The 21,416-nt window shown below is 39.1% G+C and carries 19 protein-coding genes; 5 read left to right on the top strand and 14 right to left on the bottom strand.

Annotated elements, in window-relative coordinates; all coding sequences use genetic code 11:
- Positions 1-30 precede the first annotated feature (30 nt).
- The 9 genes from ttcA to trhP form a co-directional block, all read right to left on the bottom strand.
- Positions 31-960 carry a tRNA 2-thiocytidine(32) synthetase TtcA gene (gene ttcA / locus PCNPT3_RS06840; RefSeq protein WP_015465145.1) on the bottom strand — a complete coding sequence of 310 codons (930 nt, stop codon included), beginning with the start codon at positions 958-960 and terminating at the stop codon, positions 31-33.
- A 194-nt stretch (positions 961-1,154) separates the two neighbouring features.
- Entirely contained in the window at positions 1,155-1,934 is a 780-nt protein-coding gene (locus PCNPT3_RS06835) for an ATP-binding cassette domain-containing protein (RefSeq protein WP_015465144.1), read from the bottom strand.
- Entirely contained in the window at positions 1,912-2,946 is a 1,035-nt protein-coding gene (locus tag PCNPT3_RS06830) for an oligopeptide/dipeptide ABC transporter ATP-binding protein (protein ID WP_015465143.1), read from the bottom strand. The genes PCNPT3_RS06835 and PCNPT3_RS06830 overlap by 23 nt, the downstream gene beginning before the upstream one ends.
- Positions 2,946-3,836, bottom strand: a complete 891-nt coding sequence (locus PCNPT3_RS06825) for an ABC transporter permease subunit (protein ID WP_015465142.1) — start codon at positions 3,834-3,836, stop codon at positions 2,946-2,948. The genes PCNPT3_RS06830 and PCNPT3_RS06825 overlap by 1 nt, the downstream gene beginning before the upstream one ends.
- Entirely contained in the window at positions 3,823-4,788 is a 966-nt protein-coding gene (locus PCNPT3_RS06820) for an ABC transporter permease subunit (RefSeq protein WP_015465141.1), read from the bottom strand. The genes PCNPT3_RS06825 and PCNPT3_RS06820 overlap by 14 nt, the downstream gene beginning before the upstream one ends.
- 1 nt (position 4,789) lies before the next feature.
- Positions 4,790-6,391, bottom strand: a complete 1,602-nt coding sequence (locus PCNPT3_RS06815; RefSeq protein ID WP_156801510.1) for an ABC transporter substrate-binding protein — start codon at positions 6,389-6,391, stop codon at positions 4,790-4,792.
- 95 nt (positions 6,392-6,486) lie between these two features.
- Positions 6,487-7,830, bottom strand: coding sequence for an MATE family efflux transporter (locus PCNPT3_RS06810; protein ID WP_015465139.1), 1,344 nt, complete (start codon positions 7,828-7,830; stop codon positions 6,487-6,489).
- 12 nt (positions 7,831-7,842) lie between these two features.
- Positions 7,843-8,088, bottom strand: a complete 246-nt coding sequence (locus PCNPT3_RS06805) for a YfhL family 4Fe-4S dicluster ferredoxin (RefSeq protein WP_015465138.1) — start codon at positions 8,086-8,088, stop codon at positions 7,843-7,845.
- A 1-nt stretch (position 8,089) separates the two neighbouring features.
- Positions 8,090-9,433: a prephenate-dependent tRNA uridine(34) hydroxylase TrhP gene (gene trhP, locus PCNPT3_RS06800; protein ID WP_015465137.1), complete on the bottom strand. Its 1,344-nt coding sequence runs from the start codon at positions 9,431-9,433 to the stop codon at positions 8,090-8,092.
- A gap of 280 nt (positions 9,434-9,713) precedes the next feature.
- Here trhP and proQ point away from each other — a divergent pair, with 280 nt between their 5' ends.
- Both proQ and prc read left to right on the top strand, forming a co-directional pair.
- Entirely contained in the window at positions 9,714-10,337 is a 624-nt protein-coding gene (gene proQ / locus PCNPT3_RS06795) for an RNA chaperone ProQ (RefSeq protein ID WP_015465136.1), read from the top strand.
- A 10-nt stretch (positions 10,338-10,347) separates the two neighbouring features.
- A complete protein-coding gene (gene prc, locus PCNPT3_RS06790; RefSeq protein ID WP_015465135.1) occupies positions 10,348-12,342 on the top strand; it encodes a carboxy terminal-processing peptidase in 1,995 nt (664 codons plus the stop codon).
- 451 nt (positions 12,343-12,793) lie between these two features.
- Here prc and PCNPT3_RS06785 read toward each other — a convergent pair whose 3' ends face one another.
- From PCNPT3_RS06785 to PCNPT3_RS06775, 3 genes are read right to left on the bottom strand one after another with little or no spacing between them, the layout of a single operon-like run.
- Positions 12,794-14,281, bottom strand: a complete 1,488-nt coding sequence (locus tag PCNPT3_RS06785; RefSeq protein WP_015465134.1) for a DHA2 family efflux MFS transporter permease subunit — start codon at positions 14,279-14,281, stop codon at positions 12,794-12,796.
- Positions 14,282-15,412: an efflux RND transporter periplasmic adaptor subunit gene (locus tag PCNPT3_RS06780; RefSeq protein ID WP_015465133.1), complete on the bottom strand. Its 1,131-nt coding sequence runs from the start codon at positions 15,410-15,412 to the stop codon at positions 14,282-14,284.
- Between the two features lie 41 nt (positions 15,413-15,453).
- Positions 15,454-16,848 carry an efflux transporter outer membrane subunit gene (locus PCNPT3_RS06775; RefSeq protein WP_015465132.1) on the bottom strand — a complete coding sequence of 465 codons (1,395 nt, stop codon included), beginning with the start codon at positions 16,846-16,848 and terminating at the stop codon, positions 15,454-15,456.
- Positions 16,849-16,949: 101 nt separating this feature from the next.
- Between PCNPT3_RS06775 and PCNPT3_RS06770 the strand changes: the two genes are divergently transcribed.
- Entirely contained in the window at positions 16,950-17,876 is a 927-nt protein-coding gene (locus PCNPT3_RS06770; RefSeq protein ID WP_015465131.1) for a LysR family transcriptional regulator, read from the top strand.
- Positions 17,877-18,118: 242 nt separating this feature from the next.
- Here PCNPT3_RS06770 and PCNPT3_RS06765 read toward each other — a convergent pair whose 3' ends face one another.
- Entirely contained in the window at positions 18,119-18,853 is a 735-nt protein-coding gene (locus PCNPT3_RS06765; RefSeq protein ID WP_015465130.1) for a UDP-2,3-diacylglucosamine diphosphatase, read from the bottom strand.
- Positions 18,853-19,347, bottom strand: a complete 495-nt coding sequence (locus tag PCNPT3_RS06760; protein WP_015465129.1) for a peptidylprolyl isomerase — start codon at positions 19,345-19,347, stop codon at positions 18,853-18,855. The genes PCNPT3_RS06765 and PCNPT3_RS06760 overlap by 1 nt, the downstream gene beginning before the upstream one ends.
- Before the next feature lie 126 nt (positions 19,348-19,473).
- On the opposite strand from PCNPT3_RS06760, the gene cysS reads away from it, so the two are divergent.
- Together cysS and yccX are read left to right on the top strand one after the other, a co-directional pair.
- Positions 19,474-20,856: a cysteine--tRNA ligase gene (cysS, locus tag PCNPT3_RS06755; protein ID WP_015465128.1), complete on the top strand. Its 1,383-nt coding sequence runs from the start codon at positions 19,474-19,476 to the stop codon at positions 20,854-20,856.
- A 230-nt stretch (positions 20,857-21,086) separates the two neighbouring features.
- Complete coding sequence (yccX, locus tag PCNPT3_RS06750) at positions 21,087-21,359, top strand: acylphosphatase (protein ID WP_015465127.1); 273 nt, start codon at positions 21,087-21,089, stop codon at positions 21,357-21,359.
- Positions 21,360-21,416: the final 57 nt, after the last annotated feature.

Genomic DNA, 21,416 nt, shown 5'->3' with positions numbered 1-21,416 from the left:
AAAAGCCAAATATAATGATCTAAAACAAACCTAATCGAGCGCTTTAATTTCGAATGCGCCTTGTTGTTGATAAAATTGCGTTGCTATCGCCGTTTCTTGGGGGCTACCTGCTTGAAACTCTTCTTTATCAAAACCAATATCGCCCCCATTTATCACACCTGACTGCTTATTAATGGATTTAAAATCAAATAAGTTTTTATCGGCAAGGTGCGACGGCACCACATTTTGCATGGCAGTAAACATCGACTCTAAACGGCCTTGATATTTTTCATCCCAGTCGTTTAACATTTCTTTGACGACTTGGCGCTGCAGGTTCGGCTGTGAGCCACAAAGGTTACAAGGAATAATAGGGTATTTTTTAAGGCGGGCGTAGGCTTCAATTTCTTTTTCTTTACAATAAGCCAAGGGGCGAATGATCACGTGCTCGCCATTATCTGAAACTAATTTAGGAGGCATTGATTTTAACTTACCATTAAAAAACATATTGAGCATCATGGTGGCTAACATATCATCACGGTGATGACCCAATGCAATTTTAGTCGCGCCAACTTCTTTGGCGGTGCGATAAAGAATACCACGGCGTAAACGCGAACAAAGACTACAGGTCGTTTTACCTTCTTCTATTTTTTCTTTTACAATCGCATAAGTGTTTTCTTCGATAATTCTATATTCAACGCCTAATGCTGTTAAGTATTGAGGTAATACATGCTCGGGAAACCCCGGCTGTTTTTGATCTAAATTAATGGCAATAATATCAAAGTTGATAGGCGCTGCAGCTCGCAGTTCTAATAAAATATCGAGCATGGTAAAGCTATCTTTCCCGCCTGACAGGCACACCATTATTCTATCACCATCTTCAATCATATTATGATCGCGGATAGCTTGTCCGCATAAATGGCGTAAATTTTTATTTAACTTTTTAATGGTGAATGTTTGCTTTGGAGAAAGTAAATCGGACATGCGTACCTGCTGCTGATAAAAAACGACATTCTAACAACAAAAGCACCACACAAGCAAAGCGAGTAGGACTTAGCCTGAGAGTCTAGAGTCATGACACTTCAATTTGGTTTACCCTTTTGATGCCTCTTCTTTTCGCGTCTGTCACGTGACGTATTATTTTAGTGAGGTCGCAAGGGGATATGGCAGACTTATCATTACTTTTTATAATCAGGTGCATGGCTTTGTAATAAGAATTTTGTGATGCTATTTTGTGGATCATTAAAGATGGCTTCACTGCTATTATTTTCAATAATTTTACCTTTATGCATCACAATAACGCGATCACTCATATGACGCACTAAATTCATATTATGAGCCACAAAGATGTAACTGAGGCCTTTTTTACGTTGGATATCCAGCAATAAATTAACAATTTTAAAACGCAATGAAATATCAAGCGTTGCAAAAATTTCATCAGCAACCACAATATCCGGATTTAAAATCATCGCTCTGGCAATAGCGACTTGATGTTGCTGCATTGCGGATAACATATTGGGATAGAAATCTAAGTAAGTTGTTTGTAAGCCGACGAGATCCAATGTTTCTTGTAACTGCTGATCGCGATCCGCCATACTTAAATCACTGTTTAATTCCAGTGGTGCACCTAAAATTCGGCGGATAGTCGCCTTAGGGTTCAAAGAGTCACTGGGATCTTGAAAAATCATGCGGATAGACTGACAGCGCTGTTGCTGTGAAATATCCTCGAGAGACTGACCATGTAGATAAATTTCACCAGAGCTTTGGGCTCTCAGGCCTGCAATACTTTTAACCAAAGAGCTTTTCCCTGATCCACTCTCTCCAACCAAAGATAAAGTCTCACCTTTTTCGAGGGTGAAATTAAGGGGGCCATAAGCATTATGGATCGTTGATCTAAAAAAACCGGCGCTACGTCGGTAGTTTTTACATAAATCTTTAACTTGGAGAAGTATTGTCATTCTTACTCTTATTTTCATTTAAAGTCGGAAAGTGGCAACGAACGATATGTCCTTTAAAGTGTGAACTTCGCGGTTTTTGTACGCATTCTCTTTGCGCACGAGGGCACCTTGGTCCTAAACGACAACCAATTGGTAATTGGTTCGAAGAGGGGATATTGCCCGGTAACGTATATAAGAGACTCTTGTGATTCAAGCCTTCTTCAAAATGGAGCACCGTTTTTATCATCGCTTCGGTATAGGGATGCATTGCCGTACTGATTATTTGCTTATAACTGCCAGATTCAACCATCTGCCCACAGTAGATCAAAGAGATATAGTCTGCAAAATCACCGATGTGTGAAAAATTATTACTCATCAGTAAAATAGTGGTGTTATTGAGTTGATTGAGTTTATAGAGCAAACGCAAAATTTGTGATTGGGTGACAGACTCCATCGCGGTGACCGGCTCATCTGCAATGAGCAAGCGTGGGTTGTTGGCAATGGCCATCGCTATCATGAGTTTTTGACAGACACCCTCGGATAAATCATGCGGATAGCTATTTAATATTTCGGTATCATTTTGGATCCCTACGCGATGCAATAATTCTTTAATGCGGGGCATGCTCGATTGTTTTTTACGGGATTTGAAAAGATCAAAAAATTTATTTTTTAAAGAGATCCCGGTTAAAATTTCTTTCATTTGGATCAATATTTTTTTACTGGGATCTAAGTATGAGCGCGGATGCTGAAAGATCATTGCAATATCTTCACCCATGATCTTACGTCGCTCTCGGTTTGAAAGTTTGGTTAAATCTATTTTACCTAAAAACAGGCGATCTGCCGTCACCGTCCAGCTATCATTATGCAAACCCAATATCGCTTTTGCGATAAGGGTTTTACCCGATCCTGACTCACCAATAAGCGCATGAATGGAGCCATCTACTATGGTCAGTGAAAATTTATCAATAACACGGACCTTGCCTTGTGCCGTCGATATGTCGATGCTCAGATTACGAATATCAAGTAACGCCATTATTCTTCACCTTCTAAAATAGAGTGGCGTACGCCTTCTGCAAAAACATTAAAAACGAGAATGATAATAAAAATGGTTATCCCCGGAAATAACACCAGTGCGGGCGCTAAATAGATTAAATCAAGACTGCCCGCGATAAGAGAGCCTAATTCTACATTGGGTAATTGCGTCCCAAAGCCTAAGAAGCCTAAGGTTGATATCTCAAGTACTGCCATGGTAAAAATACGAATGCTGATCGTCGTTAAGGGCTCTAATATATTTGGGAAGATACCATAACGTAATAAACGAAAATTAGTCGCGCCGTCCATGCGCAGGGCAATAATATATTGTTTATTTAATTCAATCTCAATGCACAGATAAATACCCCGAATAAACTGCGGTAATAATGACAGTAATACCGCCAATAAGCAGTTACTGTAACTGGCACCAAAAAGCACAATTAAAATCAAGGCCATCAACAGTGTCGGCAAAGTTAATAAGGCATCTAAAAGGTGTAATAACACGCTTGATTTTAAACCTTTACTCAGCGCTGCACTTGCGCCAATGAGGGTGCCTAACATAAAGATACATGCACTAATTAATAAGGCACCACCTAAGGTTAATTGCGTCCCTTGTAAAAGGCGAGCCAAGGTGTCTCGGCCTAAGTCGTCCGTACCTAATATATGCGCAGTGCTCCCACCTTCAAACCAATAAGGGGGCAACAATAAATATTCGCTGTTGAGTGTAGAGGGAATGTGAGGGGCAATATTACCGGCTAAAAGCGTTACCAAAAGTAAAATTACGATCCCCCATAGCGCCATAACAGCACTGCTTTTACCTTTAAAAATACTCCAAATATATTGTAAAGGCGATTGGATCTTTTGTTCATCGAATTCATCATTTTCTAACATATAAAGTTTCTCTTTTAATCGGTGAGATAAGCATTAGAAAGATATCGACTAAGATACTCGATATTAAAATAAATCCCGAAATAATTAAGATGGCAGTGGGCAGTGCAATGTAATCTGCATGATTAATACTTCTATATAACCACGTTCCCGCACCCGGTAAAGAGAAGACAATCTCAATGGCCATCGCAAAGGATATAATGGTACTTATTTGCACCCATAATTGATGAATTATCGAAGGCAGGGCATTTTGTAATACATGCCTAAAAATAATACTGAGACGACTTAAACCTTTTGCTTTTGCGGATTTAATGTAATTTTTTTGCATGACCATAGTAATAGAATGACGCGTTAAGCGAATGATTTCTGTGATCAAAAACAGAGAAAGTACCGTTGCAGGTAAGGTTAAATGTGCGAGATGATCAAAAAAAGCATCTAAGCGATAAGTTTGTGCACTTAAAAGACTATCGATAAGGAGAAAGCCTGTCAGTGTGGGCACTTCATAAATAGGGCTGATATTGCCATCAATGGGTAAATTTAAGCCGATGGCATGAGGAAGCATTGTCATCACAATCGATACCCAAAAAACAGGTAACGCGAGGGTTATCAAAACAATACTCATAATGATGTAATCGAGACGGCTGTTACGATCTAGCCCGGCTAAAATCCCTAATGGGATCGCAATAATACTGGCGCTCAAAAACGCTAAAAAACACAGCTCTAATGTGGATGCAAACGCCACCAAACCTTTCTCTAAAATGGGTAACTGATCCATATTGGAATAGCCCCAATTTCCCTCGATAAGCGTACCAATATATTGATAGTAAGAAACAAAATAGTTGCTTTGCGTCATCAACGCACCATTATGCCAGTGCTCGAGAATGAAGGTTAGCACGGTTAAAATAAAGGCCGTGATCACGATAAGGTTTAACCTGCGTAAAAGATAAATAAACATATTACGGCTCTTCTATTTTAGTGACATGTTGAAAATCAATGCCAGCCAAAGGATCTACATGTAGCCCTTTAATATTAAGTTTAAAAGCATCCATGCGGTAAACATGGGCGATAGGTAAGTAAGGACGCATCGTTTGGATCAACGCTTGCAGTTGATAATAGCTTTGAATACGCCTTGTAAAACGACTTTGTAAGCGCGCCTTGTTGATTAATTTTTCTGTTTTATTGGAGCACCAATGGCTACTGTTACCCTCTGAGATACCGCTACTACAACTGAGCAAGGGCCTAAATAAGCTATCGGGATCATTACTTTGTATATTGATACCACTGAGGTAAAGATCATAATCGCCACGGATAAGGCGTGGTTTTAGTTCGCTCTTCGGAAGTGAAATTATCTCACTCTCAATGCCTATTTCCGCTAAATTAGCCTGCACTAGCTCGGCGGTCTTATGGAAGTTAGGACTAAAAGCAACATCATTGCGCGCGCTTAATATGATCAACTTTTTAGAGAAGTCAAAATCGGTTTGTTGTAACGCTTGTAGGCTTTTTTTAGAATTAAACTCAATATCGCTGACGCGCGGATCAAATGCCCATGAATGATCAGATAGCAAACTATTGGTCAAGGTAGCACTTTGAAAAAACAGGGCATTAACCAATGTTTCTCTATCAATGGCCATGCTTATCGCTTGGCGTACACGTTTTTCTTTGAAAGGCATTTTCTGGCTATTAAATGCCAAATAAATAAGATTGTCGGTAGGCTGACTGCTTAAAATGATGTTTCTATTGGCACTTATTGTCTTTAATTGACTTGGCGCGGGGTAAGTGATGACATCACATTCACCCGATAACAACTTAGTATAACGTTTGGTCGGATTTGGCGTCACTTCATATATTAAGTTTTTTATGCTGGCTTTTTCGCCCCAATAGCGACTAAAAGCGCTATAGCGCTGAATATCTCGGGTGGCACTCTTAAATTGATAAGGACCAGTACCGATCGGATAATGATCGATACGCTCTTGTTGATTTATCGCGCTGAGATGCTGCGCATATTGTGCAGATAAAATCACACTATAAGAGGCCGCTAGATTTGCCAGCAAGGTGACATTGGGTCTTTTTAAAATAAATTTGACGGTATGCTTATCTACTTTTTGCACATCGTATAATAAATGGCGTAAAGGTTGGGTAAAGCTATCATCAGAAAACATGCGGTTAACCGTATAATAGGGTGCACTTTCATCTAATAAACGTTTAAAGCTAAACAACACATCATCCGCATTAAAAAACCGACTTGGCGTAAAGTCGTCATTGTGATGAAACGGTACTTTTTTTCGTAAATGAAAGGTATAGGTCAGTTTGTCAGCACTTAAAGACCATGTTGTTGCTAAATCAGCGACAAAACGGCGGTTTATCGGATCGATTTTAATTAAACGATTATAAAGTTGATAGGTACTGGCATCGAGCGTCGCAATATCATGATTTATCTGTGGATTAAAAGAGAGCGGGGCATTTTCAGGGCAATATATTAAACTATCTTTTTGCTCTGATCCGCTTTCATAACAAGCGCTTAGAGAAAGAGACGCAATAAAAACAAGCAGTATGCGCATGAGATTAGTTTCCATTTATAAAGACCATTGTAAAAAACACAGTGAAGATTTTGCTAAATAACAAGATCGCGACACATCCGTGCGCAGAGGCATATTTAGTGTATACCCTTTGTTTTTCGTTCACTTAAATTGAGTATTGTATAGGTTAAGCATAAGGCTAACAAACCAAATATAATACTACCAAGTGCTTGCCCATAGAGTATACCCGGTGCATTAAAATAAAAAGCACCTAAAGAGACAAAAGGCACTGTGCCTAAGGTCATTTTACCCACATTAAGTAACGTGGCATATTTTGCATAACCTAAGTTATTTAAAAAAGCCATGCAAACAAAGGTAAACCCTGTAAAAACAAAGGTAATACCAATATATTGGCAGAAGATTTGAATGATTTCTGCACTTTCATTTTGCGCATGAAAAACGCGAATAATGGTTTCTTGGCCTAAGGCGAGAAGTATAGCAACACAAGCGGTGTAGGCAACCGTCAAACGTAAGGATTGGGTGAACGTTTCGCGTACTCGCAAAAAGTTACCCGCTCCAAAATTTTGACCAATAATGGGGCCGATGGCGCCTGATAATGCAAATAAAAGACTAAACGCCACGGGGATCAAACGGCCAATGATTGCCCAACCCGCTACATATTTACTGCCAAAGTGTGCGACCTCGTAAGTCACATAAATATTACCTAATGGCGTAGCAATTTGGGTTAGCATCGCCGGCAGTGCAATCGCGGTAATACGTTTGATCTCTTTTTTGAAACGGCCCCAATGTGGCATGGCAAGCATGTCGTATTTTTTGATTAAAAAATACAGCCCTAAGGTTAAAGTGGCAATGCGCGCAATCACTGTTGCGATGGCAGCGCCCCGCAAGTCAAGGTGTAATACAAAAATAAAGATAGGATCTAATAATGCATTAATGAGCCCACCGCCAAGCGTCACGTACATCGCATGCTTAGCATTACCTAGGCTGCGCAACGTCGCGCCCATTTGCATGGCTAACGCTAAAATAGGTAAAGAAGGAATAATGATGCGAATGTATTGTGTAGCGCGATGTAATTCTTCACCGCGGGCGCCAATTAAGGCTAATAATGTAGGCGCTAAAAGCCAAATAAGTAAACTGATTGAGGCACTTAAGATTAACGCGTAAATGCTTAGGTGACTCACAGATTGACGTGCTTGTTGATATTTATGCTGGCCAATCAATTTTGAAATAATGGCGCTATTGACCGTTACTAAACCAATACTTAAAGAGGTACTAAAAAATAATAACGCGCTGGCGTAACCGATGGCAGCGGTAAAGGCAGAATTTCCAAGTGAGCTGATAAAAAAGATATTGATCAGATCAACCATAAACAAGGCACTTAAACCAATCGCATTAGTACTGGTCATGGTGATGACATGCTTTAATATGGATCCTTGTATAAATTTTGCCTGTGTTGCCATTAATAGCCTTTATTAAACATGTAATTGTGCAAATTTATCTAATAATTCGTCTGCACTCTCAATATGCTCTGGGTCAATAATAATACAATTGATAGGGCATACGGCAATACACGTTGGTTTTTCATAAAAACCAACGCACTCTGTGCATAACGCTGCATTTATTTCATAAATTTCGTCACCAAAAGTGATAGCTTCATTCGGACATTCCGGATCGCACATATCACAATTAATGCAGTTGTCTTTGATTAATAAGGCCATATTATTTTTTGTGTGGGTTGCGAGTATTACTGCCTGGACTTAAATTGCGCATTAATAATGCGTGGCTTAAGTCAATTTCTTGAGGTACAGGGATATAAAGTACATGCCCCGATCCCGGCGCGACATCAACAAGTTCACCTTTGCGGTTATGTAACTCTTCAAGTTTAAAATTAATATTACCTTGTGGGGTCATCAATTCTAACGTATCACCGACTAAAAACTTGTTTTTAACCGTCACTTCGGCCAGACCATTTGCAAGGCGTCCTGTCATTTCACCCACAAACTGTTGGGTGTCGCTGATAGAGTAACCATAATCATAGTTTTGATATTTATCATGCGTATGGCGACTTAAGAAGCCTTCGGTGTAACCGCGATGCGCTAAGTTTTCAAGCGTACCCATTAATTTAGGATCAAAAGGTCGGCCTGCAATCGCATCATCCATCGCTTTACGATAAACTTGCGCAGTACGTGCACAATAATAAAAACTTTTGGTACGACCTTCGATTTTAAAGGAGTTAACCCCAATTTCGAGTAAGCGCTCAACATGCTGGATAGCACGTAAGTCTTTTGAGTTCATGATATATGTGCCGTGCTCATCTTCAAACGCAGGCATATATTCGTTAGGACGGCCTTCTTCTTGCAATAAGAATATTTTATCCGTCGGTTGACCTAAGCCTAATGTTGGCGCGACACCTTGAATAGCGACGATATCACCCGTTTCATTTTCTTTGGCTTCATGTGCATTATATTTCCAGCGGCATGAATTAGTACAAGTCCCTTGATTAGGGTCACGCTTATTAATATAGCCCGATAATAGGCAACGCCCAGAATATGCCATACACAACGCACCGTGTACGAAAACTTCAATCTCAATATCCGGACAATGTTGACGAATATCTTCGATTTCGTCTAACGATAATTCACGTGATAAAATGACGCGTTTAATGCCTTGGCTTTCCCAAAACTTAACGCTTGCCCAATTGACCGCATTGGCTTGGACACTTAAATGGATAGTCATGTCAGGGAAGGCTTCACGTACCATCATGATCAAACCCGGATCAGACATGATCAAAGCATCCGGTTTTAGCGCGATCACTGGCGTCATATCACGAATAAAGGTTTTTAATTTGGAATTATGTGGTTGAATATTACACACCACAAATAAATGCTTTCCTTGCGCATGCGCTTCATCAATACCAATTTTCAATTTTTCTAAATTGAATTCATTATTACGCACGCGTAAAGAGTAGCGTGGCTGGCCTGCATAAACGGCATCTGCACCATATGCAAAGGCATAACGCATGTTTTTAAGGGTACCGGCAGGGGAAAGTAGTTCTGGTTTCATAAAATTTCTCTTTTGAAATTAAATCAGGAAGTTCAGGCGCGTAATAGCGGGGCTGAAGTTTACGCGATTTTATAAAAGAACGATAGTGTTGTTTATTTGTTTACGTTGACTGTTTTTTAAGCAACTATTTAAAAAATAGCAAAGAATAACAAATTAAGTTTCACATTTCTTGAGTGCATCACTATAATATTAAAATATTTTTATATTATGATGGTCAAAATAACAACTTCGGTTATTTAGAGCACAACATCATTTATTGTTATCACTAATTAGGTTCTCCATGGAAAACACAGAAAAATTTACTAACAACAAACAGATAATCAATTTTATCACCGAGAAATTCCCTTTATGTTTCACGGCCGGTAGTACGCCAGCTAAACCATTAAAAATTGGAATTTTCCAAGAACTTGTCGCGCGTTTAGAAGATGAATCTCGGGTTAGTAAAACGCAGCTTCGTGGTGCTTTACGCCAATACACATTAAGCTGGCGCTACTTGCATTGCGTTAAAGAAGCGGTAAAACGTGTTGATCTTGACGGCGTAGAAGGCGATGACGTGTCTCTTGAGCACGCACAACACGCCCTTAAAACGTTAAAAGAAAGCAAAGATAAAGTTTTTGCTAACAAGAAAAAAACAACGAATACAGAAAACGAAAAACGCGCACCTAAAAAAGTGCATGTGCCAAAACGTAAAACAGCCCCCGTGAAAAAAGAAGTTGTTGAAGATTTGAGCAATTACAAACCTGCTACACATGCAGAGCTATCGGTACAACAGGTCGTTAAAGTATTGTTAGGTAAAGTGCCTGTTTCTGGCACTGTAATTGAAGTGATGAAAGATGACGTTCAAGTTCAATTAAACTCAGGCATGGTTGTGAAAGTGCAAGCTAAACATTTGATCGTCGAATAAAGGATCGTTAATGAAATATACTTTTCGTCATAGTTTTTGTTTAATTGGTTCGTTATATGTAGGCAGTGCCTTTTGCATTCCAGCTAATATAGCGCTTAAAGACATACCCCATTTAGAGCAACAAGCTCAACATGGTAAAGTGGCGAAGAGAGTGAGCGACCTTTATAGTCGCTCACATTATAAATATATCCCGTTGGATGATGCGTTATCGGAAAAAGTCTTTACGCGTTATATTAAAATGTTAGATTTTAATCGACAATTTTTCATTCAAGGCGATATTGATGCGCTCAAAAAGTATCAAGATGTTTTAGATGATAATTTGAAAACGGGCCAATTAGATGATGTTTATAAAATATTTCAATTAAACTTACAGCGCCGTTATGAACGCTTTAGTTATGCCTTAACGTTACTTGATACCGAAATGCAGTTTAACAGCGATCAAAAGTATCAATTTGATCGCACTGAGTCACCTTGGGCGAAAGATAAAGCAACCCTAGATCGACTGTGGCAAGACAAAGTAAAATACGATGCTTTAACGCTGAAACTCAGCGATAAAACGTGGAAGGAGATCAAAAAGACCCTCGCTAAACGTTATCAAATGGCCATTAAACACCTTTCGCAAACCGAAAGTGAAGATATTTTTCAAAGTTTCATGAATGCCTATTCACACGCTATAGAGCCTCATACTAGTTACCTATCTCCCCGTAATGCCGAACGTTTTAATATGGACATGAACCTTTCTCTTGAGGGAATTGGTGCTGTATTACAATTACAAGATGATTACACTATTATCCGTAGCTTAGTGCCGGGTGGACCTGCGGATCGTTCTAAAAAAATATTTAAAGATGATAAAATAATCAGTGTGGGTCAAGATGGTGCAGCCATGATTGATGTGATTGGTTGGCGTCTTGATGATATTGTCGATTTGATAAAAGGCCCAAAAGGCACCAAAGTTTTATTGGAGATCTTGGCAAGTAAATCGGGTGATAAAAATCGTATCATTGAGTTGGTGCGCGAAAAGATTCATCTTGAAGAGCGTGAAGCAAAATCGAGCATTGAAGTTATTGACGGTAAAAATATCGGTGTGATCAGTATTCCTAGCTTCTATATGAACTTAAGCATTGATGTCGATAAAGAATTAGAAAAACTTAAAGCTAAAAATGTCGAAGGCATCGTCATCGATTTACGTAATAATGGCGGTGGCGCATTAAGCGAAGCGACCTTATTAACCGGACTATTTATTAAAACTGGCCCTGTTGTACAAGTGCGCGATAGTCGCAATGAAATATTTGTACATAAAGATAAAAATCCTAAAATCAGTTATGACGGTCCGTTAACGATTTTGATAAATCGTTACAGTGCGTCAGCCTCTGAAATTTTTGCAGCCGCCTTACAAGATTATGATCGCGCAATTATTCTAGGTGAACAAAGCTTTGGTAAAGGCACAGTGCAACAACACAGACGCATTGCCCGTTTTTATGACCAAGATGCTGACGTTATTGGCTCGGTGCAATATACAATTGCAAAATTTTATCGTATCAATGGCGGAAGCACACAAAATAAAGGGGTTACTCCCGATATCTCATTCCCAAGCGCCGTTGCACCGGAAGATACCGGTGAAAGCTTAGAAGAAAATGCGTTACCTTGGGATAATATTCGCGCTGCCCATTACAAATCGTTAGGGCCGTTAACGAAAAAAATCACGCAACTTAAAAGTGAATATCAACAGCGTATTAAAACAGAAATCGAATTCACTTATATTGCAGACGATATTAAGCAGTATCAAATAGAAAAAAACAAGAAAACAATATCGTTAGATGAAAAAGTACGTATTAAAAAGCGTGATGAAAATGAAAATAAAACCTTATTGCGCACCAATGAACGATTAAAACGTGCAGGCTTAAAGCAAGTTAAAAGTCTTGATGATATTCCTGAAGATTTTGAAATATTAGATGCATTGTTAATTGAAGCTGCGCATATTACCTTAGACTTTTCTAAATTATAATGCGCAAATAAAAAAACCGATCTTTAAGGGATCGGTTTTTTATATAAGATAACGTTTAAATGGATAAGGCAGGGCGGGATATTATTTTCGTTGACGCGGTGCTTTCTTCAATAAAACTATATTTCTTAAACTAATCTTCCTCAAACTAATCGCTAATATCCACTCTACACTTATGATCCCTTCACTAGTACGTTAACTGCCCACTGATAAAACTGTCCGTGAAGAAACCGTCTTTCATTACTCATTGGCGAACGAATAACACCAAATATTAAGCTCATTGAACGTAATGTTTGCCCATATAAACGAAGCCAACCGCCATACCAATGGCCATTAAAGTTAGAACTACAATATTCGTATTTCTTAATTGTATTTCGGGTAATTCAGCGACCGAAATCGCGATGAATACCCGTACCAAAAGTCCTATGATGTCGTCGGTTATTCGCTACAAGAATCAATGCTTTACTGGTTTTGCGAGCCAAATGATAGGGATCAGTAATAAACAGATGATGCCGGATGCCCAAAAAATCTCACTGGTTGATAGCATATAGGCCTGCCGGGTTATTACGCCATTAACTGCCGTTAAATTATTACCTAGTTTTTCTATATACTCAACGGCCGCCTGATTTGATGTCGTAAATCCTTCTGCAATTCTTGCGTGATGAAATTCCATTCGTCCATCCCATATGGTTGTCACGAGAGAAGAAGACAAACTACCGCACAGCGTCCTAAAGAAGGTCGACAATGCAACGGCATTGGCGATTTCATGCCTTGGGACGCTATTAATAACGAGACTTTGTAAAGGCACAAAAAAAGCCAAATTAGCGGCGCCAAGTATAAACTGTGGCATCATAATATAGGAAAAAGGAGCGTCTAAAGTATAGCTGGATCGCCAAAAACCAACGATCGCAAAGACGACAAATGCGTAAGATAAAATATAGCGCACATCTACTTTTTGAATTAACTTGCCGATTATGGGGGCACTTATGACGGCTAATATGCCGATTGGCGCGGTCGCATAACCAGACCATGATGCGGTATAACCCATCACGCCTTGCAACCAAAGTGGCAATAACAGAGTAGAGCCAAAATAAACCATGAAGCCTAAGCACATAACAATGATGGCGACAGTAAAATTGCGTTGCTTAAAAAATCGGAAATTAACAACGGGATTCTCATGATATGATTCCCATATGATCATAATACCCCATGATAAAATAGCAATAATAGCGAGACCGATTATTAAGTTTGATTGGAACCAATCCTCATCTTTTCCAAGATCGAACAGTAATTGAATACTGCCAGCTGCGATCACTAGTAAACCAATACCAATGTAGTTTATATTCTCCTTTTCGGATTTTGATTCTCTGTTTTTTAATAAAAAGAAAACCAAACCGCTGGCGATGATACCAATGGGAATATTAATATAAAAAATCCACGACCAGGAATAATTATCTGTCAGCACACCGCCTAAAAGAGGGCCCATGATAGGGGCAACAACGATTGTCATCGACCATAAAGCCATGGCCATACCATGCTTTTCTCTGGGGAAATTACGCAACAGAATACTCTGTGATAAAGGTGCAATCGAACCTGAAACGGCACCTTGTAATACTCTAAAAAAGAGAAGCATTTCCATGTTATTTGACATGCCACATAAAAAAGAGGTGATCACAAAACCTAAGGTCGCAAACGTAAATAACTTAATTTCTCCAAATCGTTTACTTAAAAACCCCGTCATAGGCATAGAAATGGCGTTAGCTGCACCAAATGCGGTAATGATCCAAATACCTTGGTTTGTTGATACCCCTAAACTGCCTGAAATTGTGGGGATAGCGACGTTGGCGATCGAAGTATCTAACACCATCATAAACGTCGCCATAGACGTGGCGAGAGTGATTAATATTAGCTTTATTCCTTGCAAAGGCGATTCAGTACTCACCTAAACACCTAATTTTTTAATTAATTTCGCGACCCTAGTATCCACGCGTGCTAATTTTTGTTGGTATGATCCAATTATGTTTTCATTGTGTATTAATGCATCGGCATCAAAACTGCCTTTTGGTTGTGAATTGGTCTTAACCGTGACCTTCATTGACATACCAATGCGCAGAGGAAACGCTTTGAGTTGAGAGGGGTTAATATAAATGCGCACTGGAATACGTTGAATTATTTTTATCCAGTTACCCGTGGCATTTTGAGCTGGGATGGCAGAGAAAACGTTACCTGTTCCTGCATGGATACCCACAACGATACCGTTGTAATTATGCTCTTCACCGTATAAGTCGGAGCTAATATTAACGGATTGACCCGGACGAATATTTTTCAGCTGAGTTTCTTTAAAATTGGCTTCAATCCAAAGGTTATGCAGTGGAACAATCGTCATCAAGGGTTGCCCTGGTTTTATTTGTTGGCCGATATACGCCGATTTATTCGCGATAACGCCACTGATAGGGGCGACAATAGACGCATTTTCTTTTGCTAAATATATTTTGCGAAGTTGCGAAATCGCCAGCTGTACTTGCGGTGTTTGTAGTTTATTTATGGCAGGCAATAACGCTTTATCAGCAGCTAATTGCATATGTAAAGCACGAAGGTTTGCTTTCGTTATTGCGACCGATTTTTTGGCGTGCATAAGTACTTCGGGTAACACAGTGCCGTCTTTATCTCCTCCTATACGGCGCTTATAATCTTGGGTTACTTGAGATAATTTTATTTTTTCTGCGGATATTTGTGCGCTTAACTTGTCTATTTTTAAGTAATTACTGTTCACTTGTCGTAACGCTATTTCTACATTGGCTTCTGCTGCTTGCGTTGCGATTAATATTTCATTGTTACTCAGTAATATTAAGGTGGTACCTTGTTGTACTGTTTGGGTTTCATCGGACGTTATTTTTCCAATGGTGCCTGCGAGTGTCGAAGTGACGATCACTTTTTTACCCATGACATAAGCGTCTTCGGTGCTTTGTTCGTTAGAGGGGAGGGTTAGGTAAAGTCCTGCGCTTACTGTGAATACCGATAAAATAAATACGCTAAGAAGAATGTTACGTTTTTTTGTTGATTGGATTGTCATTAGGATCTCTTTTACTGTTTGGAGTCATTTAATTTAGGTTATTATCGAGTGTAACTTCCACCTAACGCACTGATCAGTTGCAGCTGATTTTGCAATACGTGAGCGTCAGCATTCACTTCTATAATCACTTGCTTGTGCCATAACATTCGCGCTGCATTCATTTCGAAAAAGCTTATTAATCCACGTTTATAGCGTTTATTGATAAGCTCAAATGCGTCTTGGTAATGAGTGACTGCAGAGGTGGATAAAGCGAGTTGTCGATGTGCTTCTTGGAGGTTGATAATGGCATCTGATGCTTGCTTAACCGCCGTTAGCACCGTTTGGTTATAATCAAGCACTGCACTGTCAAATTTTATATTTGCAGAGGTGTAATTGGCGTCTCTCACACCACCATCGTAAATGGGAAGGTTTGTTCCCGCTGTCGCTGAGCCGATGAGTAATCGACTCGGATTTAAATTAGTCAATGCTTGAACAACGCCCACGGCCATTAAATTAACGTCTGGGTAATAAGCTAACTTTGCTTGTGTTACTTGTTGTTGGCTCATTTCAACCAGCCATTTACTGGCGATAATATCGGATCGTCGTTCAAGTAAACTCATTGGAACAGCCGTTATGCTGTTAAGAGGCTTGATAGGTTTTGCTGTTGGGGCCACTAAACTTATTAATTGATCAGGGGTGGTGCCAAGGTATAAAGCCAGTTGATTTTTAGCGAGTTTTTGATGCGTTTTTTCTGTCGAAATTTGCGCCAATAAAGTATCGATATCACCTTGATTTAAAAGCTCATCTGAGGGGACCGCAAGTCCTCTTTTTACCTGCTTTATTATGACGATATTTTGTTGCTCAATTTCATTGAGTAACACATTAAGGTTTTTTTCGATTTGATAGCTGCTTTGTAAATAAAGATAACTGTTTGTAATTGAGGCTGCAATAATCTGTTTGGCTTGCTCTTGTTTAGCTTGCACTGATTTTTTTTGATTGCTTGCTGCCGCAATAATAGCGTCATGCTTACCCCAAAAATCAAATTGATAAGAAAAAGAAGGGAGTAACATTCCTAAACCCGAATATTTTGCGCCATCGAGATTAAAAGATCCCGCGTTCGTACCAAAACCACCCGCACTTATATTTAAGTTCACCTTGACTTGATTTCCGGCTTCCGCTAATGCAATTTGTTGAGACGCTAATTCTACTTTTTGCTGAGCTTGTTGTAGCGTTAAATTATTATTGAAACCAAGGTTAATCAACTGAGTGAGCTGAGGATCATTAAATTGAGCCCACCATTGTTCGTGTATTACGTTCATTTCTATGCTGGAAAGTTTAACTTGTTGAGATGTTAATAGTTTTTTTTGAACCGGTGCTTCAGGAGGACTCATGCTACAGCCTGACAGTATTGATGTTGCCAAAAATAAGGGCATCGCTAATTGATGTTTTTTTCTCATAATATACTCTAGGTAGGTCAATTTCAGTAGTATAACCGTCAGTACATTGATAATATATACACCACAAATGAAAAGACTGTTGCACCAAAGGAACAATCAATATGGGTTTTGACTTAAATACATTGACTATTTTCACTCAGGTTGTGAACTGTAATAGTTTCACTAAAGCGGCTATTAATTTAGGTATCACTAAGTCGACAGTCAGTCGGAAAATAGCGGAATTAGAAGATCATTTAGGGGCTCGATTGCTTACTCGCTCTACTCGGAATTTAACGCTCACCAAAGAAGGTATCAATTTCTATCAGTCGACTTCTCAAATATTAGATCGAATTGATCAAGCCGAAATTGACGTCATGGAAAGCCATGACTTTATTCGAGGCACCATGAGTATTGTGATCCCCGTTGAAGCTGAGAATAGTTTGATGAGAGAGTGCATTACCGACTTTATGAAAATACATCCCGAGTTAATTATCAAGTTAGAAATATCGAATCGAAAAGTAGATATTATTAGTGAGGGTGTCGATTTTATTATTCAAGCCGGTAATGTCGAGGATTCATCTTTAATCGCTCGCGTCTTTTATCACGCCACTCGGATACTTATCGCCAGTCCCGAGTATTTAGAACGCAATAATGAACCCATGACGTTAAAAGATTTAAAAGCACCGCATCAGCAAATTGTGCTAAGTACCATGAAGCATGGTACCGGAGGTCATGTATTATCCGGGTTACCTTATCGATTTAAAGTGAATACTTTAAGCGCGTCTTTAAACGCCTGTGTTAAAGGTCTGGGCATTGCTTATATGTCTGAATTATTGTGCCGAGATCTGATTAAAGAAGGTAAATTAAAGCATCTACTGCCTAATATTTATGCTGAAAAAGTACCGATTAATTTCATTTATCCAGAGCGTAAATTAATGACTAAACGATTACGTAAATTTTTAGATTTTACGTTACAGCGCTTTGAAAATGAAAATAAAAAGGAAATAAAGTCGACACTGTTAATTAATGATAGCAATGGACTTAATTAAGCTTGCATGTATTAGCAGGTAGGGATTATTTTTCCAGCAAGACGGATCACTTTTTTAGTTCTTTAGGTATGAGTAAGAAACAGTAAAATCTTGCAAACAGAAACGTTCAGTTGCGATTGATGACACGGGAGAGTCTATCCAGCGGTGCTTTGAAAAAGACTGTGATCATTATAAAAAACAAGAAAAATAGCGTAATGAGGGATAATTGGGTGTCGCTCAAAGGAGCCACACCCCATTTAATGTTAAATAGGTAAGACGGGCCTGAAGATTATCTGCGTTGAGGAGGCTGTCGCTTCAATAAAACTATATTCATTAAACCAATCGCCAACATCCATTCTGCATTTATTATCCCCTTCACCAAGTACGCTATAACTGCCCACTTGATGAGTATGTCCGTGAATAAGCAGTGTACATTGGTGTACGTTCAATAAACGTTGCACTTCAGATTCGGTTACCCCCATCACATTACCTTTTTTATATGCTTTTTTAGATTGGCTTGCGGTGCGAATTTTCCAACCAATTTTTTTGCGCAACTTTAACGGTAGGCAATTAAAAATAAACTGTAAAAGAGGGTTATGAATAATTTTTCGTAAACGCTGATAATTTTTATCCGCAAGGCAAAGCGTATCACCGTGCATGATCAAAACTCTTTGCGCATATAAATCAATTTCATAATGCTCGGGCAATAATTGCATGCAAGACTGTTTTGCATAACGTTTGCCGATCATAAAGTCGCGATTACCATGAATATAATAAATAGGGATATTAAAACGTTGATGATATTGAGATAACTTTTGTGCTACCTCATCCATCAAAGGGGTGTGCTCATCATCACCGATCCACACTTCAAACAAGTCGCCCAAAATATATAAGGCGTCAACATCCGTATTTTCTTGCTCTAAAAAAGTAAAGAAAGCGCGTGTTAATTGCGGGCTAGTTTCACTTAAATGCAGATCTGCAATAAAGAGCGTGCGCATTAGGCGATAGTCACATGTGTCAGTAACACATCTTCAAGAGGTACATCTTGATGTACGAACCCAAAGTTACCTGTCGCAACATCTTTAATTTTGTCAACAATATCAAAACCTTCAACAACTTCTGCAAATACACAGTAGCCCCAACCATCCGTTGTTTCAGATTTGAAATCAAGAAATTTATTATCATTGATATTGATAAAGAACTGCGCAGAAGCTGAATGCGGTTCCATGGTACGCGCCATTGCAACTGAGTAATTTACATTTGAAAGACCATTACTTGCTTCATTTTTTACTGGTTTGTTGGTGTCTTTTTCTTCCATACCCGGTTGAAAACCACCACCTTGGATCATGAAACCTGCAATCACACGATGGAAAATAGTATTATCGTAGTGACCAGAGGCTGCATATTTTAGGAAGTTAGCCACTGTTTTAGGGGCTTTTTCTGTATTTAATGCCAGTTTAATGTCACCAAAATTTGTATGTAATGTAATCATTTGTCGATCCTGTGGATATAAAAAGAAGCTATCATACATTAACAACGAATTTGATTAAATACAAAGGGTGAATTTGTCGGCAGAGTGTTTTAGAATAAGCCTTTAAGATCATAAATTGGAAGCATAATGTTAAAAATATATAACACACTCTCAAAACAAAAAGAAGAATTCACCCCCTTAGTGGCCGGAAAAGTGAGTATGTATGTGTGTGGTGTGACAATTTATGATAATTGCCATATTGGCCATGGTCGTACGTTTGTTGCCTTCGACAGCGTTGTGCGTTATTTACGTTTTAAAGGTTACGATTTAAACTTTATTCGTAATATTACCGATGTCGATGATAAAATCATCAAACGAGCGAACGAAAATAATGAATCATGCGATGCATTGACGGCGCGTTTTACCAAAGCCATGCATCGCGACTTTGATGCACTCAATATATTGCGTCCTGATTTAGAGCCTCGTGTAACGGAGCATATGCCTGATGTGATTGCGATGATCAAAACGCTTATCGAAAAACAACATGCTTATGTTGCGAGTAATGGAGATGTTTTATTCTCTGTTTCAAGTTTTGACGGTTACGGTAAATTAAGTGGCCAGAATTTAGATATGCTGCAGGCTGGGGCACGTGTTGATGTTGAAGAAAGTAAACATGATCCGTTAGATTTTGTGCTTTGGAAAATGTCTAAAGAAAACGAGCCTTCTTGGGAGTCGCCTTGGGGGGCAGGTCGCCCTGGTTGGCATATTGAATGTTCGGCAATGAGCTTTAAACATTTAGGCCCTATCTTTGATATACACGGTGGCGGATCAGATCTTACCTTCCCGCATCACGAGAATGAAATTGCGCAATCTTGCTGTGCACATGATGCGACCTATGCGAATACTTGGATGCATTCCGGTATGGTGCAAGTTGATAAAGTTAAGATGTCAAAATCACTTAATAATTTCTTCACCATCAAAGATGTTTTAGAAGCTTATGATGCTGAGTCTGTACGTTACTTTCTAATATCAGGCCATTACCGCAGTCAGTTGAACTATTCTGAAGATAATTTAAAACAAGCTCGCGCCAGTCTTGAGCGTTTATATACCGCGCTTCGTGATGTCGATATCAGTGATGCACCTATTGCGAAAGATAATTCGCATTATCAAGCCTTTTGTAAAGCGATGGATGATGACTTTAATACACCTGAAGCCCTTGCTGTATTATTTGAACTTGCTAAAGCCTTAAACAAGGCAAAACTGAGCGCAGATAAAAGCGCTCCTGAATTAGCATTGTTGTTACGCACGCTTGGTAATGTGTTAGGTTTGTTAGATCAATCAGCAGATGATTTCTTACAAGGTGATGAAAGTAGCGCCGAAGTCGAAAAAATAGAGTTACTGATAAAACAACGTAACGATGCACGTGCAAATAAAGATTGGGCGAGTGCAGATGATGCACGCGCGCAATTAAGTGCATTAAATATTGTGCTAGAAGATGGCGCTAACGGCACCACGTGGCGTAAACAATAAGCCGATAATAAAAGAATAGGGTATTATACCAATGGAATTAATTAAGCTTCATGTACTACGTTGGAAAAATTAGAACTAGCAAGGCGTGAGTTGCAGGAGATAGTTGTTATCACTTCAAAACTCACAACGCAGGTAGGCATAATTTTAACAAGTAAGACGGGTAACCTTTTTAGTTCCTTTGGTATTTCGCTCTATTCTTTACTTATCTTTGCGGCAAAGGATAAAGGGCGATGAAAACACTGGCTTTTAAAGTGATTGTATCAGGACATGTACAAGGTGTTGGTTTTCGTTATTTTACGCAACAAGAAGCGCTACGTTACGCTATCACGGGTCACGCAAAAAACTTAGAGAATGGTGATGTAGAGTGCTTGTTATACGGAGATGCAAATAATATCACGCAATTATTGCATTGGTTAGAAACGGGCCCACCCCGAGCACGTGTTGATAACATCATAAAAACGGCGATCACTTATCACGATCATCAACAATTTTTATGTTTTTAAAGTAGACAACAAGACATAGATAGAGCCTATTCTAAACAATCACGTTAGCACCCAATA

This window comes from Psychromonas sp. CNPT3, assembly GCF_000153405.2.
Classification (GTDB): Bacteria; Pseudomonadota; Gammaproteobacteria; order Enterobacterales; family Psychromonadaceae; genus Psychromonas.
The sequence above is the reverse complement of the archived record's forward strand: the minus strand, read 5'-3'. Positions and strand labels throughout refer to the sequence as shown.

Excerpts from the sequence above, each read along its gene's own strand:
- ttcA (WP_015465145.1), bottom strand. The coding sequence starts at position 960 with ATGTCCGATTTACTTTCTCCAAAGCAAACATTCACCATTAAAAAGTTA.
- PCNPT3_RS06835 (WP_015465144.1), bottom strand. The coding sequence starts at position 1,934 with ATGACAATACTTCTCCAAGTTAAAGATTTATGTAAAAACTACCGACGT.
- PCNPT3_RS06830 (WP_015465143.1), bottom strand. The coding sequence starts at position 2,946 with ATGGCGTTACTTGATATTCGTAATCTGAGCATCGACATATCGACGGCA.
- PCNPT3_RS06825 (WP_015465142.1), bottom strand. The coding sequence starts at position 3,836 with ATGTTAGAAAATGATGAATTCGATGAACAAAAGATCCAATCGCCTTTA.
- PCNPT3_RS06820 (WP_015465141.1), bottom strand. The coding sequence starts at position 4,788 with ATGTTTATTTATCTTTTACGCAGGTTAAACCTTATCGTGATCACGGCC.
- PCNPT3_RS06815 (WP_156801510.1), bottom strand. The coding sequence starts at position 6,391 with ATGCGCATACTGCTTGTTTTTATTGCGTCTCTTTCTCTAAGCGCTTGT.
- PCNPT3_RS06810 (WP_015465139.1), bottom strand. The coding sequence starts at position 7,830 with ATGGCAACACAGGCAAAATTTATACAAGGATCCATATTAAAGCATGTC.
- PCNPT3_RS06805 (WP_015465138.1), bottom strand. The coding sequence starts at position 8,088 with ATGGCCTTATTAATCAAAGACAACTGCATTAATTGTGATATGTGCGAT.
- trhP (WP_015465137.1), bottom strand. The coding sequence starts at position 9,433 with ATGAAACCAGAACTACTTTCCCCTGCCGGTACCCTTAAAAACATGCGT.
- proQ (WP_015465136.1), top strand. The coding sequence starts at position 9,714 with ATGGAAAACACAGAAAAATTTACTAACAACAAACAGATAATCAATTTT.
- prc (WP_015465135.1), top strand. The coding sequence starts at position 10,348 with ATGAAATATACTTTTCGTCATAGTTTTTGTTTAATTGGTTCGTTATAT.
- PCNPT3_RS06780 (WP_015465133.1), bottom strand. The coding sequence starts at position 15,412 with ATGACAATCCAATCAACAAAAAAACGTAACATTCTTCTTAGCGTATTT.
- PCNPT3_RS06775 (WP_015465132.1), bottom strand. The coding sequence starts at position 16,848 with ATGAGAAAAAAACATCAATTAGCGATGCCCTTATTTTTGGCAACATCA.
- PCNPT3_RS06770 (WP_015465131.1), top strand. The coding sequence starts at position 16,950 with ATGGGTTTTGACTTAAATACATTGACTATTTTCACTCAGGTTGTGAAC.
- PCNPT3_RS06765 (WP_015465130.1), bottom strand. The coding sequence starts at position 18,853 with ATGCGCACGCTCTTTATTGCAGATCTGCATTTAAGTGAAACTAGCCCG.
- PCNPT3_RS06760 (WP_015465129.1), bottom strand. The coding sequence starts at position 19,347 with ATGATTACATTACATACAAATTTTGGTGACATTAAACTGGCATTAAAT.
- cysS (WP_015465128.1), top strand. The coding sequence starts at position 19,474 with ATGTTAAAAATATATAACACACTCTCAAAACAAAAAGAAGAATTCACC.
- yccX (WP_015465127.1), top strand. The coding sequence starts at position 21,087 with ATGAAAACACTGGCTTTTAAAGTGATTGTATCAGGACATGTACAAGGT.